The sequence below is a fragment of the Streptomyces sp. NPDC048182 genome (genome assembly GCF_043202555.1).
In the GTDB taxonomy this organism is placed as follows: domain Bacteria; phylum Actinomycetota; class Actinomycetes; order Streptomycetales; family Streptomycetaceae; genus Streptomyces.
Map to the genome: position 1 here is coordinate 496,739 of NZ_JBIDAQ010000002.1, position 14,993 is coordinate 511,731.

Annotated in this window: 10 protein-coding genes, 1 tRNA gene and 2 pseudogenes; 8 read left to right on the forward strand and 5 right to left on the reverse strand. The window is 75.0% G+C overall.

The features are described from left to right. Nucleotides 1-95: 95 nt before the first annotated feature. Nucleotides 96-776 (forward strand): bifunctional DNA primase/polymerase, encoded by a 681-nt coding sequence (locus ACGFZL_RS05330; RefSeq protein ID WP_355168350.1) that lies wholly within the window; start codon nt 96-98, stop codon nt 774-776. A gap of 315 nt (nt 777-1,091) precedes the next feature. On the opposite strand, the gene ACGFZL_RS05335 is transcribed toward ACGFZL_RS05330, so the two are convergent. From ACGFZL_RS05335 to ACGFZL_RS05345, 3 genes are all read right to left on the reverse strand, one after another. Next, on the reverse strand, nt 1,092-2,057 hold the full coding sequence (locus ACGFZL_RS05335; RefSeq protein ID WP_393689413.1) for a DUF5926 family protein: 966 nt from the start codon (nt 2,055-2,057) through the stop codon (nt 1,092-1,094). Nucleotides 2,058-2,207: 150 nt separating this feature from the next. Next, nucleotides 2,208-2,879, reverse strand: coding sequence for an ATP-binding protein (locus tag ACGFZL_RS05340; protein WP_393689415.1), 672 nt, complete (start codon nt 2,877-2,879; stop codon nt 2,208-2,210). A 135-nt stretch (nt 2,880-3,014) separates the two neighbouring features. Then, entirely contained in the window at nt 3,015-3,875 is an 861-nt protein-coding gene (locus ACGFZL_RS05345; protein ID WP_393689417.1) for a glycerophosphodiester phosphodiesterase, read from the reverse strand. Nucleotides 3,876-4,168: 293 nt separating this feature from the next. Between ACGFZL_RS05345 and ACGFZL_RS05350 the strand changes: the two genes are divergently transcribed. From ACGFZL_RS05350 to ACGFZL_RS05365, 4 genes and pseudogenes are all read left to right on the forward strand, one after another. Beyond that, nucleotides 4,169-5,605, forward strand: a complete 1,437-nt coding sequence (locus ACGFZL_RS05350; protein WP_393689420.1) for a S1C family serine protease — start codon at nt 4,169-4,171, stop codon at nt 5,603-5,605. Between the two features lie 61 nt (nt 5,606-5,666). Then, nucleotides 5,667-5,753, forward strand: a tRNA-Ser gene (locus ACGFZL_RS05355). Nucleotides 5,754-5,887: 134 nt separating this feature from the next. Next, on the forward strand, nt 5,888-6,559 hold the full coding sequence (locus ACGFZL_RS05360) for a histone deacetylase (protein WP_393689422.1): 672 nt from the start codon (nt 5,888-5,890) through the stop codon (nt 6,557-6,559). 725 nt (nt 6,560-7,284) lie between these two features. Continuing rightward, nucleotides 7,285-7,359, forward strand: a pseudogene (locus ACGFZL_RS05365) (hypothetical protein); the annotation flags it as partial. A 17-nt stretch (nt 7,360-7,376) separates the two neighbouring features. Here ACGFZL_RS05365 and ACGFZL_RS05370 read toward each other — a convergent pair. Continuing rightward, nucleotides 7,377-7,490: pseudogene (locus ACGFZL_RS05370) on the reverse strand (DNA primase); the annotation flags it as partial. Between the two features lie 336 nt (nt 7,491-7,826). Here ACGFZL_RS05370 and ACGFZL_RS05375 point away from each other — a divergent pair. From ACGFZL_RS05375 to ACGFZL_RS05385, 3 genes are all read left to right on the forward strand, one after another. Continuing rightward, nucleotides 7,827-8,066 (forward strand): hypothetical protein, encoded by a 240-nt coding sequence (locus ACGFZL_RS05375; RefSeq protein WP_355168392.1) that lies wholly within the window; start codon nt 7,827-7,829, stop codon nt 8,064-8,066. A gap of 274 nt (nt 8,067-8,340) precedes the next feature. Further along, entirely contained in the window at nt 8,341-8,907 is a 567-nt protein-coding gene (locus tag ACGFZL_RS05380) for a SigE family RNA polymerase sigma factor (protein WP_355168394.1), read from the forward strand. Between the two features lie 102 nt (nt 8,908-9,009). Then, nucleotides 9,010-10,701: a long-chain fatty acid--CoA ligase gene (locus ACGFZL_RS05385; protein WP_393689425.1), complete on the forward strand. Its 1,692-nt coding sequence runs from the start codon at nt 9,010-9,012 to the stop codon at nt 10,699-10,701. Nucleotides 10,702-10,755: 54 nt separating this feature from the next. Here ACGFZL_RS05385 and ACGFZL_RS05390 read toward each other — a convergent pair whose 3' ends face one another. Continuing rightward, the gene (locus ACGFZL_RS05390) at nt 10,756-14,850 is read right to left on the reverse strand and encodes a PAS domain-containing protein (RefSeq protein ID WP_393689427.1); all 4,095 of its coding nucleotides are present in this window, start codon (nt 14,848-14,850) and stop codon (nt 10,756-10,758) included. Nucleotides 14,851-14,993: the final 143 nt, after the last annotated feature.

The following is a 14,993-nucleotide window of genomic DNA, read 5'->3' on the forward strand; positions in this document are numbered from 1 at the left end:
ACATGGTGTGATGCGACACAAGGCGTGATGCGACCACGTGTTGCGTGATGCGACCACGGTGTTGCCAGGCGTGCAACGGAAAGGAACGAGCGCTCATGCGCGAGATCCTCGGAAGGCGACGCAGGCTCGTGACCGGCGATGAGAGGTCCCCGCGCGACGAGGGACGGCCCGACCCGCTCGACGCGGCCCTGACCTGTGCGGCGCGCTGGCGGTGGCCGGTGCTCCCGGGCGTGGCGGCCGACCCGCGGGCGCGCTCGCGCTGCGGCTGCCCCGACCCCGAGTGCACGGTGCCCGGCGCGCACCCCTTCGAACCCGGCCTCCTCGCGGCCACCACCGACGCCCGCATGGTCCGCTGGTGGTGGACCAGCCGGCCGGCCGCGCCGGTCCTGCTGGCCACCGGGGGAGACGCCCCGTGCGCCGTCTCGCTGCCCGCAGGACCGGCCGCCCGCGCCCTGGCCGCGCTCGACCGCGCGGGCCTCCGGGTCGGCCCGGTCGTCGCCTCGCCCACGCGCTGGGCGCTGCTGGTGCGGCCGTACTCCCTGGCGCAGCTGGGCGAGCTGCTCTACGCGAAGGACTTCGTCCCCGGCTCGCTGCGTTTCCACGGTGCGGGCGGCTATCTCGTGCTGCCCCCGTCGGAGACCGGCGCCGGCGCCGTCCGCTGGGAGCGGGCCCCGCTGCCCGGCTCCGCCACGCCCTGGGTGCCCGACGTGGAGGCGGTCCTCGACGCGGTGGTCGACGCCCTCACGCGTACGGGTGTGAGCGCGCCCGAGCTGTAGTACGGGGCCGTTGCTGCTGCGTACGGGGAGCGAGCCGGGCCGGCCTTGACCGCGGTCGGCGGCCGAGGGCGCCGCGCGGAGAGTCGCGGGCATGGAAAGGCCCGGTTGCTGGCGACGGGGGATGCACCAGCAACCGGGCTACTCGAACGGTAACAAGAGATCGGCGGTAAGCAAATTCGATCTCCTGGTTTCCGGACACCGACTGGCTTGTGTCTACCGGGAGTTGTGACTGGAGTCACCTGCTCCCGCAAAGGTGCGGACCAAGTCCGGACCAAGCGCGGACCAAGGCGGGAACGGTGCCGGTGACCGCGCGGGTCAGCTGAGGGTGACCTGCCGGTTGGTGAGGCCGCCGCGGGCCCGCCGCTCGTCCGGGGTGAGGGGCGCCTCGATGGCCAGGGCCGTGGCGAGGCGCTCGGCGAACTCGGCCGCCGGCTTCTCCACGTCCGCGGCGCCGACGCCGCTCGGCAGGTCCCATACCGGCACGGTCAGGCCGTGCGCGCGGAACGAGCCGACGAGGCGGGTGCCCTCGCCGAGGCCGGAGTCGCCCGCCGCCGACAGCCGCGCGAGGGCGTCCAGAAGTCGCTCCTCCTCGTGGGGCATGACCCAGCGCAGGTGGTTCTTGTCCGGCGTCTCGCACCAGTAGGCGGCGTCGAGGTCCGGGAGCCGGACGGTGGGGATGGCGGCGGCGTTGGCCCGCTCCAGGGAGGCGGTCACCTCCGGCGTCGCGTTCTCGGCGTCCGGCACCCAGAACTCGAAGCCCTCGTGCACCACCGGCTCGAACGGCGCGTCCGCCGCCAGCAGGTCCTGGAGCCGGGGGCCGTCGGCGGGGGCGCGGCGGCCCTGCACCGGCGTGCCCGGCTCGGCCTCGAGGGCGCGCAGCAGGGTGTCGGCGAGGTCGCGGCTGAGGTCGCCCGACGCCGTGTCGTTCTGGAGGGCGAGCAGGACCGAGCCGTCGTCGCGGCGCAGGGCGGGCCAGGCCATCGGCAGCACCGTGGCCAGCGTGATGGAGGGGACGCCCTCGGGCAGGCCGTCCTTCAGGGTCAGCTCCACCGTCGCCGCCGGGACCAGCTCGCGCAGCGCGACCCAGTCGCCCTCGCCGGACAGCCCCTCGAAGGGGCGCTGCACCAGCTCGGTGCCGGCCTGCGCGGCGGCCCGACCGTGGCACGCCTTGTAGCGACGGCCGCTGCCGCAGGGGCAGGGCTCCCGGGCGCCGACGACCGGCAGGTCACCGTCGGTGGGCTGAGGCCGCCTGGCCTTCGTCTGGGGGCGCTTCTTGGCCATGGTGACTGTCTCCCGGATGCGGCTTCTCTGGTACGGGCGCGAGCCTAGCCGTTCCGGAAGTGACCGACGGGACCCTGTGGACGGAGCCGCGCACTGCGGACAGAGCCGCACCTGTGGACGGAGCCGCACCCTGACGACGCAGCCGCCGGCTCAGCCCGCCGCGTCGTACGCGTCGTCCTCCTCATACGGCCCCTCGTACGGTCCCTCGTACTCCAGCCCCGGAATCTCCGACACCGCCGGCGCCGCGACCCGGGAGGCGAAGTCGTCGCGCCGGTGACCGGCCGCCGGGGCCGCGCGTACGTCGTCGTGGACGACGACCCAGACGGTGACCTCGCCGCGGGCGTCGTTGCGGACGCCCCAGTCCGCGGAGAGCGCCGTGATGATGTTCAGCCCCCGGCCGCCGCGGGCGGTGACCGACGGGGTCGACGGCGCCGGGCGGGTCGGGCCGCCGCCGTCCGTGACCTCCACCAGGAGCCGTCCCCCGGCATCCAGCCGCCAGGCGGCGCGGACGCTTCCGTCACCGGCCGGGACGTCGCCCAGTGGGCGGCCGTGTTTGCACGCGTTGCTCAACAATTCGGAAAGGACCAGTACGGCGTCGTCGATGACCGATTCCGTCACACCGCCGCTGCGCAGCTGATCACGCATGCGGTGCCTCGCCTGCCCGACGCCCGCCGGGCCATGAGGTACGGCCATGCTCGACGACGAGGGCACCTCCTGTGCCACCACCAACGCCACCCCCGAGACCTCCTTAGCCCCACACCACGGGGTGAATGCCCCATTGGCCTGGACCGGAAACCGGTCGATCCGCGTCCGGTGACGCACTCGACCCGGTCGCACCCGCACCGAACGCGCCGGAGTGCGCCCGATCAGCGTGTGCCGCGCGGTGGCTGGATCTCGCCGGTGTGCCGGGAGGTGAGAATGCGGGCGGCCGGGTCGCCGCGTCAAGACGTGCGACGCTCAGCGGCCGAGGTGGTCCAGGACCGCGCGCGGCCGGTTGGTGATGATCGCGTCGACGCCGAGACCGGCGCAGAGGTCGACGTCGGCCGGGTCGTTCACGGTCCACACGTGCACCTGGTGCCCGGCGCGCTTGAGGCGCTCGATGTAGGCGGGGTGATTGCGCACGATCCGCATCGAGGGCCCCGCGATCCGGACCCCGGCCGGCAGCCGCCCGTCGCGCAGCCGGGGCGAGACGAACTGCATCAGGTAGACCGTCGGCAGCCCCGGCGACGCCGCCCGCACCCGGTGCAGCGAGCGCGCCGAGAAGCTCATCACGCGCACCGGGGAGCCGACCGCACCGGCCAGGGAGTCGGGCCCTGCGAGGGCGTCGGCCGCGGGTGCGTCGAGCCCGAACCGCTTCAGGAGCAGCAGCAGCCGCTCCTCCACCTGGCCCGCCCAGCGCGTCGGGTGCTTGGTCTCGATCGCCAGCTCCACCCGGCGCCCCGCGTCGGACACCAGCTCCAGGAGCCGCTCCAGGGTGAGCACCGAGGTCTCCTCGCGGTCCTCGGGCCGGTGCTCCCAGTCGGGCTCCTCGCCACGCGCGCGTGTCGCCTCCCGCGTCTTCCAGGAGCCGAAGTCCAGCGCGGCGAGGTCGGCCAGCTCGAGCGCCGAGACCGCCCCGCGGCCGTTGGACGTGCGGTTCACGCGCCAGTCGTGGACGCAGACGAGGTGGCCGTCGGCGGTGAGGCGCACGTCGCACTCCAGGGCGTCCGCCCCGTCCTCGATGGCCTTCCGGTAGGCGGCCAGCGTGTGTTCGGGTGCCTCCTCGGAGGCTCCCCGGTGGGCGACGACCTGGATCCGGTGCTGTCGTGCGTGGGTCACCGCGTCATGGTGCCACCGCGTGCGGGTAGACGTACGACGCAGGCCGCCTCCCCGGGCATCGGCACCCCGTCCGTTTAGTCTTGGATGACCTGCGCGGCGGACCCGCGCAGCGAACGGCCCCGGGCCCACAGCAACCGCTTATGGTGCTCTGACGGCCGGTGGGAAAAGCTGATGGCAGTCGAGGACGCATCACAAGACGCATCAGAAGTGGATCACCGGGCCGGACCGTCAGGCATGATCACCTGACCCGGTCACCGGACGTGGATCATCGTGGATCACCAAGGAGAGAAGCCGTGAGCACCGAGAACGAGGGCGCCGGAGTACCCCCGGCTCCGTCCGCACCCCCCGTGCCGGTGGATTCCCCCGCGGCCTCCGCCCCGCACGCCGGCGACCACGACGCCTCCGCCCCGCGGGGCGCGGCCCCGGAGCCGCCCGCCACCCCTCCCCCCGCCGCCTCCCAGACGCCGCACGCCGCGTGGCCCCCGCCCCCGCCGCCGGCCGGCCCGTCCCAGCCCCCGGCGTACGGCGCGGGCGACCCGGGCGCGGGCGGCCCCGGTGCGGGCGGCGGCTGGGGCTCCACGTACCACCAGCCCGAGCCGAAGCCGCGCCGCGGTCGCGGCGGCCTGGTCGCCGGCCTCCTGGTCGCGGCGCTGGTCGCGGGCGGCCTGGGCGGCGGCATCGGGTACACGCTGGCGAAGGACGACGACAACGGCTCCACGACGGTCGCCGCCTCCGACACCGGCGGCGCGGTCAAGCGCGACGCGGGCACCGTCGCCGGCGTGTCGGCCAAGGCGCTGCCCAGCACGGTGACCATCCAGGCCGAGGGCGACAACGGCGAGGGCGGCACCGGCACGGGCTTCGTCTTCGACAAGCAGGGCCACATCGTCACCAACAACCACGTGGTCGCCCAGGCCGTGGACGGCGGCAAGCTCAGCGCGACCTTCCCCGACGGCAAGAAGTACGACGCCCAGGTGGTCGGCCACGCGCAGGGCTACGACGTGGCGGTCATCAAGCTGGTGAACGCGCCCTCGGACCTGAAGCCGCTCCCCCTCGGCGACTCCGACAAGGTCGCGGTCGGCGACTCCACGATCGCCATCGGCGCCCCCTTCGGCCTGTCCAACACCGTGACCACCGGCATCATCAGCGCCAAGAACCGCCCGGTGGCCTCCAGCGACGGCGGCGCCGACAGCAAGGCGTCCTACATGAGCGCCCTGCAGACCGACGCGTCGATCAACCCGGGCAACTCCGGCGGCCCGCTCCTGGACGCCCAGGGCAACGTCATCGGGATCAACTCCGCGATCCAGTCCTCCGGCAGCGGCGGCATGGGCGGCGGCGCCGGTCAGCCGGGCTCGATCGGCCTCGGCTTCGCGATCCCGGTCAACCAGGCCAAGTACGTCGCCCAGCAGCTCATCCAGAACGGCAAGCCGGTGTACGCCCGGATCGGCGCCTCCGTCTCCCTGGAGGAGTCCGCCAAGGGCGCGCAGATCACCGAGCGGGGCGTCAGCGGCGCCGAGCCGGTCGAGCCGGGCGGCCCGGCGGCCGACGCGGGCCTCAAGCCCGGCGACGTCATCACCAAGCTGGACGACCGGGTCATCGACAGCGGCCCGACCCTGATCGGCGAGATCTGGACCCACCAGCCCGGCGACAAGGTCAAGCTCACCTACGAGCGAAACGGCAAGCAGCACACGGTCGACCTGACCCTCGGCTCCAAGACGGGCGACGACGACTGACCCGACCCGCCCCACCGGACCCGCTACCCTGGTCCCGCGCCGCCGATCACCGACGGCGCGGGGTGGGTTGCCCGAGCGGCCTAAGGGAACGGTCTTGAAAACCGTCGTGGCGGCGACGTCACCGTGGGTTCAAATCCCACACCCACCGCGCAAGGGGAAACGGTCCCTGGCTGCTCGAAGCGGCCAGGGGCCGTTCTCTTGTGAGTGGGCCGTCGTCTGTGAGCGGGCCGTCGTCCGTGAGCGGGCCGTCGTCGGAGTGGACGGGATGGGAGGCGAGGTCGGGTGAAGGCGCTTCGGGTTGTCGATCCCGGGCTGCCGGTCGACCGGCGGCCCACCCACGTCTGGTACGCCGCCTACGGGTCCAACCTGCACCTCGACCGGCTCGCCGCCTACGTCCGGGGCGGGCGGCCCGCGGGGGCGGCGCGGGAGTACCCGGGGTGCCGGGATCCGCGGATGCCGGAGCGGGCGGAGGCGGTGGAGCTGGGCGGGGCGCTGTACTTCGCCACCTGGTCGCCGGTGTGGCGGGGCGGCCGGGCCTTCTACGACGCGGGGGCGGGCGGGCGGGTGCTGGCGCGGGCGTACCTCGTGACGGCCGGGCAGTTCGCGGATATCGCCGCCCAGGAGATGTACCGCGAGCCCGACATCGATCTCGACCTGGAGGATGTGCTCGCCCAGGGCCGGGCGGAGCTGGGCGAGGGGCGGTACGAGACGCTGGTGTGCGCCGGGCGGATCGAGGGGCTGCCGGTGCTGACGTTCACGGCGCCGTGGGGCGTGGGGGACGTCGAGTGGGTCGCCCCGTCCCGGCCGTACGTGGGGTTCCTGGCGTCGGGGCTGCTGTCGGCCGGCGTGTGGGACGCGGAGGCGGTCGCCTCGTACGTCGCCGCCTGCCCGGGCGCGGCCGGGCACTGGACGGAACGGGACATCGCCGCGCTGATGGGGACGGACGGGGGGTGAACCCCGGGGACTGTGGCGCGGCCGTTACCGGAGATGTGGCCTCCGCCACACTCGAGGTGCCGGTGCGCTGGTGAAGTGGGCGGATGCCCTTCTCCTCGCACGCCCGTGCCGCCGTCGCCGCTTCCGGCACCCTCGTCACCGTCCTCGCGCTCGGCGCCTGCGGCACCCAGGTCGGCGCCGGCGGGGAGCCGGTCGGTGCGCCGACGGGGCGCTGCGCGGCCTACGGCGAGGTGGGCGGCGGGGAGCCGGCCCTGGACGGGGTGCGGGTCGTCGGGGTGGTGGAGGGGGCGGCGGGGGCCGGGGACGGCGGCGGTGCGTCCGGTACGGCGTCGCCCTCGGGCGGCGACCACAGCGTGCACGCGGACACCCTCTCGCCCTCCGACGAGCCCCGCACGTCCGGCGCGTCCGGTGCGCCCGGCACCTCCGGCGGCCCGTGCGACGTGGCGTACACCGTCACCAACCCCGGCACCGAGTCCTTCACCTACACCATCACCTTCAGCCCCCTCGACGAGCAGGACCGCGCCATGTCCGGCCCCATGACGGCCGTCGTGACCGTCGGCGCCGGGCAGACCGCGCACCGGACGTTCGACGGCAGCGGCCTCCACGCGCACGGGCGCGTGAAGGTGCAGGACGTGGAGAAGGTGCCCACCGCCGAGGCCCCCGCTCCGGCCGGCACCTGCCCCCGTTCCGGCCTCCGCGTCACCGCCGACGACGGGGACGCGGCGATGGGCCTGCGCGTGGTCGGCCTGCACCTGGAGAACTGCGGCAGCGAGCCGTACTCCCTGGAGGGCTATCCCGCCCTGCGCCTGCTGGACGAGGACCGGGAGAGCGGGATGACGGCCAGGCCGCGCTCGGCGGCCGACAGGGCGTGCGCGAGGGCCAGCGCGGTGGCCTGCCGGGTGTTCCGGTCGTGGCGATCGATGGTGGCCATGGAGCCATTTTCGTACACGCGTTCGAGAAAGGGAAGGGTGGTCGCCTCCGACGCGCCGACGGGGGCGGCAGAGGGCCGAAAAGCGCCGACGCGTGCCGGAACGCTTCACCCCTTGCGGGGCTTGGGACGGAGTGGTCCTGACCGCCCCGAGCTGAACGGAAAGGTGAGTGAAGGGGGTTTATCGACTTGTGCTCACGCTTGAGGGCGAATCGGGGCGTCCGGGGTGGTTCGTCGCGATCCGGTGGGCGACTCTGATCTCGCGACGTCGTCACAGCGCCGGGGCCGGTAGGCCAACTGCTCTGGCACACAACCGAGTTCACGTCCGGAGGAACAACCATGGCAAGCATCCGTACCGCCCGCGTCTTCGCCACCGTCGCCGCCCTCCCGCTCGCCGTCGCCCTCCTGGGCGGCGTGGCGGCGGCCGACAACGGCAACTCGGCCACGACGCAGCAGCAGGCGGTCGGCTCCGGGGCCTCGAACCAGAGCAACACCGCGCAGGTCTTCGGCTCCGCCTTCACGGCGGTCAACCAGGGCAACGAGAACGTCGCCGTCAGCTTCAGCCCGCTGTGGTGGTGAGCCGCGGCGGGTAGCGCGGCCGGCAGAACGGCCGTCGTGTGCGGTGTGCTTCAAGGGGTCGCAAGGCGTCAGGGCGGTGGTACTCCGATACCACCGCCCCGGCGGCGTCCCGCCACCACCGCCCCGGCGTCCCGGGGTCGCGCCCCCGAGAACCCTCCCCCGCTCGTCCACCTTCAGGAGGTCGCCCCCGAGCCGCCCCTACAACCTGAGGCGGAGCCGCCTTCGGGACCTGCGGCCGATCCGCCGCCCGCCCCCGCGCTCATAGCGTTGAGCCATGACCACACCCGTCTGCACCAGCGCTTCGAAGGCCGCGACCGCCGCCCCGCACCTCTCGCAGACCCTGCCGTACCCGTCGTTCTCGTCCTACGTGCGGGCCCGCCAGCCGGTACTGCTGCGCACCGCGCGGTCGCTGACCGCCAACGCGTGCGACGCGGAGGACCTGCTCCAGACCGCGCTGACCAAGACGTACGTGGCCTGGGAGCGCATCGAGGACCACCGGGCGCTCGACGGGTACGTGCGCCGGGCGCTGCTGAACACCCGCACCTCGCAGTGGCGCAAGCGCAAGGTCGACGAGTTCGCGTGCGACGAGCTGCCCGAGCCGGAGCCGCTGTCCGCCGGCGACGACCCGGCGGAGCGCCAGGCCCTGCACGACGCGATGTGGCGGGCGATCCTCAAGCTGCCCGCCCGGCAGCGGGCGATGGTCGTCCTCAGGTACTACGAGGACCTGAGCGAGGCCCGGACCGCCGAGGTGCTCGGCGTCTCGGTGGGCACGGTGAAGTCCGCGGTGTCGCGGGCGCTGGGCAAGCTGCGCGAGGACCCGGAGCTGGGGGTCGCGCGCTGAGCGAGCGCGTGACGTGCGGTGATCGATCATTCTCCGCACGACCTCCCTAGTGACATACCGCCTGGTATGTGAGCAGAATCGGCGGAGCGCCGACACTGCGCCATGTCGCCCCGGGAGGACACCGTGCTGAGCACGATGCAGGACGTACCGCTGCTGGTCTCCAGGATCCTGACCCACGGATCCACGATCCACGGCAGCTCGCAGGTCACCACCTGGACCGGCGAGGAGAGGGGCCCCCGCCGCCGCTCCTTCGCCGAGATCGGCGCCCGCGCCGCCCAGCTGGCGCACGCCCTGCGCGAGGACCTCTCCGTCACCGGCGACGAACGTGTGGCCACTCTCATGTGGAACCACAGCGAGCACATCGAGGCGTACTTCGCGATCCCCTCCATGGGCGCGGTGCTGCACACCCTCAACCTCCGCCTCCCGGCCGCCCAGCTCACCTGGATCGTCAACCACGCCGCCGACCGCGTCGTGATCGCCGACGGCTCGCTGCTCCCCCTGCTCGCCCCGCTGCTGCCGCACCTCAAGACCGTCGAGCACGTCGTCGTGAACGGCCCCGGCGACCGCTCCGCGCTGACCGGCGCGGCCGACGCCGCCGGCGTCCGGGTGCACGACTACGAGGAGCTGCTCGCCGGGAAGCCGACGGCCTACGACTGGCCCGACCTCGACGAGCGCACGGCCGCCGCCATGTGCTACACCTCCGGCACCACCGGCGACCCCAAGGGCGTGGTCTACAGCCACCGTTCGATCTACCTGCACTCGATGCAGGTCAACCTGGCCCAGTCGATGGGCCTGACCGACCGGGACACCTCCCTGGTCGTCGTCCCGCAGTTCCACGTCAACGCCTGGGGCCTGCCGCACGCCACCTTCATGACCGGCGTCAACATGCTGATGCCGGACCGCTTCCTGCAGCCCGCGCCGCTCGCCGAGATGATCGAGCGCGAGCGCCCCACGCACGCCGCCGCCGTCCCGACCATCTGGCAGGGCCTGCTCGCCGAGCTGACCGCGCACCCGCGCGACGTCGCCTCCCTCACCCAGGTCACCATCGGTGGCTCGGCCTGCCCGCCGTCGCTGATGGAGGCGTTCGACCGGCTCGGCATGCGGGTCTTCCACGCCTGGGGCATGACGGAGACCTCGCCGCTCGGCACCATCGCCCGGCCGCCGGCCCACACGATCGGCACCGACCAGGAGTTCGCCTACCGCCTCACCCAGGGCCGCTTCCCGGCCGGCGTCGAGGCCCGCCTCACCGGCCCCGGCGGCGAGCGGCTGCCCTGGGACGGCGAGTCGGCGGGCGAGCTGGAGGTGCGCGGCGCCTGGATCACCGGGGCGTACTACAACGGCCCGGACGCCGAGCCGCTGCGCCCCGCCGACAAGTTCAGCGAGGACGGCTGGCTGAAGACCGGCGACGTCGGCACCATCTCCGCCGACGGCTTCCTCACCCTCACCGACCGCGCCAAGGACGTCATCAAGTCCGGCGGCGAGTGGATCTCCTCGGTGGAGCTGGAGAACGCGCTGATGGCCCACCCGGACGTCGCCGAGGCCGCGGTCGTCGCCGTCCCCGACGACAAGTGGGGCGAGCGCCCGCTGGCCACCGTCGTCCTGCGCGAGGGCGCCACCACCGACTTCACCGCCCTGCGCGCCTTCCTCGCCGAGGAGGGCGGGATCGCCAAGTGGCAGCTGCCGGAGCGGTGGACGGTCGTCGAGACGGTGCCGAAGACGAGCGTCGGCAAGTTCGACAAGAAGGTGCTGCGCCGGCAGTACGCCGAGGGCGGACTGGACGTCGAGCAGCTCTGACCCGGCGGCGCGGGAGGGGGCGGCCGGCCGGGCCCGCCCCCTCCCGTCACCGGCTCAGTTGGTCCCGATCCGCGCCAGCAGCTCCACGATCCGCCCCTGCACCTCACCGCTGGTGGACCGCTCCGCCAGGAACAGCACCGTCTCGCCGGAGGCCAGCCGCGGCAGGTCGGCCTGGTCGACGGCGGCGGTGTAGACGACCAGCGGGGTGCGGTTGAGCTGCCCGTTCGCGCGCAGCCAGTCGATGATCCCGGCGAACCCGGTCTGCCGACGGTGCATCTGCATCAGGTCCATCACGACGAGGTTCGGCCGGAACTGCCCGGCCAGCGCCACCGCGTCCGCGTCGCTCGCCGCCCGCGCCACCTGCATCCCGCGCCGCTCCAGGGTCGCGGTCAGCGCGAGGGCGATCTCCGCGTGCTCCTCGATCAGCAGGACGCGCGGCGGGTGCTGCTCGCTGTCCCGCGGCGCGAGCGCCTTGAGCAGGACGGCCGGGTCGGCGCCGTACGCCGCGTCCCGCGACGCCTGCCCCAGGCCGGCCGTGACCAGCACCGGCACCTCGGCGGCCACCGCGGCCTGGCGCAGCGACTGGAGCGCGGTGCGGGTGATGGGCCCGGTCAGCGGGTCGACGAACAGCGCGGCGGGGAAGGCGGCGATCTGCGCGTCGACCTCCTCGCGCGAGTTGACGATCACCGGCCGGTAGCCGCGGTCGCTGAGCGCCTGCTGCGTGGAGACGTCGGGGGCGGGCCACACCAGCAGCCGGCGCGGGTTGTCCAGCGGCTCGGGCGGCAGCTCGTCGTCCATCGGCTGCGGGCGCGGCGGGTCGGCCACCTCCACGGCGCCGCCGGGCCCGTCCAGCGGCTCGGGACCCTCGGCGGCGTTCCGGTCCGGGGCCCCTATGGCGTACGACCGCCCGGTGCCCTCGGTGGTCGGCCGCGCGGGGCCCGACGGGCGCTCGGGCGCCGGGTGCGGGCGGGCCGCCGGCTCCGGGCGCTCCGGTCGCGCGGCGGCGGCCGGGTCGGGCGGCGTACCCAGCTTGCGGCGCCGCCCCGAGCCGCCCGGCTGGTGCGGGGCGGGGGTGGGGGTGGGGGAGCCGGGCAGGGGAGCCGGGGGCTGCGCGGCCTGCGCGGCCTGCGTGGGCTGCTGGACCTGCGCGGCCTGCCGGTTGAACGGCACGCCCTGGCCCAGCGTGCGGACGCTGAACGCCCGGCCCTGCGTGGCGGCCGGGTCGCCCGGCGAGACGGCCGGGCCGGCCGGGACGGCGGTCTCGGCGGGCAGCGGCTGGGCGACGCGGGGGGCGTTCTCCGGGGGGAGGGGGGTGCCGCGGCCGGGGGTGGCGGCCGGGGTCTCGTCGTCGGCGGCCTCGGGCGAGGCGGGCGCCTCGGACTCGACCGCCGCCGCGGAGTCGCCGGCCCGGGCCTGCGCGGGGATGCCCTGCTCGGCCGGGGCCTGCGGAGCCTGGGGCTCCGCCTGGCGGGCCGCGCCGGCCACCGCCCGGCGGCGCCGCCCGGTCGGGGCCTCGGTCGGATGCGGCTGCGGCGGCGTGTGGTCGTCGGCCTGGTCGTGCGGGACGGCGTCGTGCCGCCCCGCGTCGTCCGCCACGTCGTCGGCGCGTACGTCCGCGGCGTCCGGCACCGGCGCCGGCGTGGCGGCCTCGTCCGTCCCGGCGTCCGGCGTCGGGACCGCGCCCGGCACCGCGCCCGGCACCGCGCCGGCCGCGACCGCCTCGGCGACGGCCTCGGGCGTCTCATCGGCCTCGGGCGCCACACCGGCCTCGGCGGCCCCGTCGGTCTCCGCCACCGGCCGGTCCGCCTCGGCGGGCGGCAGCGCGAACACCTGCCGCGGTGCGGCCTCCTGCGCGGCGGCCCGCTCGTCGGCGGAGGCGAGGGCGCGCCGCCGGCGCCCGGTGGGCCGGCCGCCCTCCTCGGCCGGGGTGCCGACGGCGTCCGGAACCGGCGCACCGGCCTGCGCACCGGCCTGCGCGGGCAGCGCCGGCGGCAGCGCGTGCTGCTCCGCGCCGTCCCGCCTGGCCCGGCGCCCGGCCGGCACCGGCACGCCCTGCGGCGGCACGGTCGCGCCAAGGGCGGTGTGGGAGGCCGCGGCCCCCGCGGCATGCTCGGCGGCGGTGACGACGGCGCCCTCGGACACCCCGCCGCGCGCCTCCGACGCCCCGGCGCCGATCTCGGCGGGCCGCCCGCGCCGCCGCCCGGTACCACCGGGGGCGTCGCCGGGCCCGGCCTGCGCCGGCACCGTCACGGCCTCCGGGTCCTGCCCCGGTACCTCGGCACCCCGTCGCCTGCGCCGCCCGGTGGGCGTGCCGTCAGCGGCCTGGCCGGCGTCGTCGACGTCACCGGACTCGCCGTCCGCACCGTCCAGGAAGGCGTCCACGGAGGCCCGCCGGGCCCGCCGCCGCCCCCCGTCGACGTCTTCGGCATCCGCACCGGCGCCCGCGACCGCGACCTCGGCCGCGCCGGCGACGACGGCCCCGGCCCCGTTCCCGACGGGCACCTCGAGCACGTACGCGCTGCCGCTCATCCCCGGCATCTCGTGCGTCTGCAGCACACCCCCGTGCGCCCGCACGATCCCGCGCACGATCGGCTCGTGCACCGGGTCGCCGCCGGCGTACGGCCCGCGCACCTCGATGCGGACGACCTCGCCGCGTTGGGCGGCCGCCATCACGACGGTGTTGTCCAGGTAGCCGCCGCCCGTGGCCGCCACGGGCGCGTTGCCGGTGGCGTCGACGCCCGCGACGTCCGCGACGAGGTGGGCGAGGGCGGTGGCCAGCAGCCGGGGGTCGGCCTCGGCCTCGATGGGCGGCGCGTGCACGGCGAACTGCACCCGGCCCGGGCCGATCAGCTCGACGGCCCCGTCCACACCGGCCGCGACGACGGCGTCCAGCATCACCTTCGTCCGGGCGATGCTCTCCGCACCGGTGTCGAGGCGCTGATATCCGAGGACGTTGTCGATGAGGGTGGTGATACGCGAGTAGCCCGCCGACAGATGGTGGAGCACCTGGTTGGCCTCGGGCCACAGCTGCCCGGCGTCGTCGGCGGCGAGCGCGGCCAGCTCCTGCCGGAGTTCGGCGAGGGGTCCGCGCAGCGAGGCGCCGAGCAGGGTGAGCAGCTGCTCGTGCCGGGCGGCGAGGGCCTCGTAGCGGTCGTTCTCCCGCTCGCCGAGCGCGGCGTAGCGGTCCTGCCCGGCGGCCAGCACCTCGGCGTGCTTCTCGTGCAGCTCCTCCACCTCGGTGACGTGCTGCTGGCGCAGGGCGGTCAGTTCGGAGGCGTGCTCCTCGGCGAGCCGCTCCAGCTCCTCGTCGTGCCGGCGCTCGGCGTCCTCGTGCTCGCTGACCATGGCGTCGTAGGGCCGGCGGTCGGTGAAGGTCATCACGGCGCCGACCAGCTGGTCGCCGTCGCGGACCGGCGCGGTGGTGAGGTCGACCGGCAGCGGGTCGCCGTTCTTGGCGAACAGCACCTGCCCGCGCACCCGGTGCTTGCGCCCGGAGCGCAGGGTGTCGGCGAGCGGGGACTCGCCGTACGGGAAGGGGGAGCCGTCGGGCCGGGAGTGCAGCACGAGGGTGTGCAGCTCGCGCCCGCCGAGTTCGCCGGCCCGGTAGCCCAGTATCTGCGCGGCGGCCGGGTTGACGAGGACGATCCGCCCGTCGGTGTCGGTGCCGACGACGCCCTCGGAGGCGGCCCGCAGGATCATCTCGGTCTGCCGCTGCGAACGGGCCAGCTCGGCCTCGGTGTCGACGGTGCCGGTCAGGTCGCGGACGACGAGCATGAGCAGCTCGTCGCCGGTGTAGCCGTAACCGTCGTACGCCTGCTGGCCGTTCTCCAGGTTGGCGCTGGTGACCTCGACGGGGAACTCGGTGCCGTCGGTGCGCCGGGCGATCATCCGGGTCGGCTTGGTGCGGGCGCGGGGGTCGATGTGATCGGGGCGGCGCATGGAGCCGGGGATCAGCCGGGAGTCGAACTGCGGCAGCAGATCGAGCAGCCCGCGCCCGACCAGCGCGGTGCCGGGCGCCTCGAACGCCTCCAGCGCGATGGTGTTCGCGTTGACGACGGTGCCGTTCGCGTTGACCAGGACCAACGCGTCGGGCAGGGCGTCCAGTATCGCTGCGAGGCGAGCAGCGCCTCGGGATGGCCTGCTGCTCACGAGACGCTTCCCTCCTGTTACCGCACTTGCCGACCGCCTGGGCCATCTTGCCAACCGCCCCGCGGCGTGTCACGCGAGGGAGTCTAAGCGCTGGGGCCCGGCGGGCGGCGCGGGACGGCGGGGAGGGCGCTCGCGGAAGTGAC

Coding starts and splice junctions, on each gene's coding strand:
- ACGFZL_RS05375 (WP_355168392.1), top strand. CDS start 7,827: ATGGCAAGCATCCGTACCGCCCGCGTCTTCGCCACCGTCGCCGCCCTC.
- ACGFZL_RS05335 (WP_393689413.1), bottom strand. CDS start 2,057: ATGGCCAAGAAGCGCCCCCAGACGAAGGCCAGGCGGCCTCAGCCCACC.
- ACGFZL_RS05330 (WP_355168350.1), top strand. CDS start 96: ATGCGCGAGATCCTCGGAAGGCGACGCAGGCTCGTGACCGGCGATGAG.
- ACGFZL_RS05380 (WP_355168394.1), top strand. CDS start 8,341: ATGACCACACCCGTCTGCACCAGCGCTTCGAAGGCCGCGACCGCCGCC.
- ACGFZL_RS05385 (WP_393689425.1), top strand. CDS start 9,010: ATGTCGCCCCGGGAGGACACCGTGCTGAGCACGATGCAGGACGTACCG.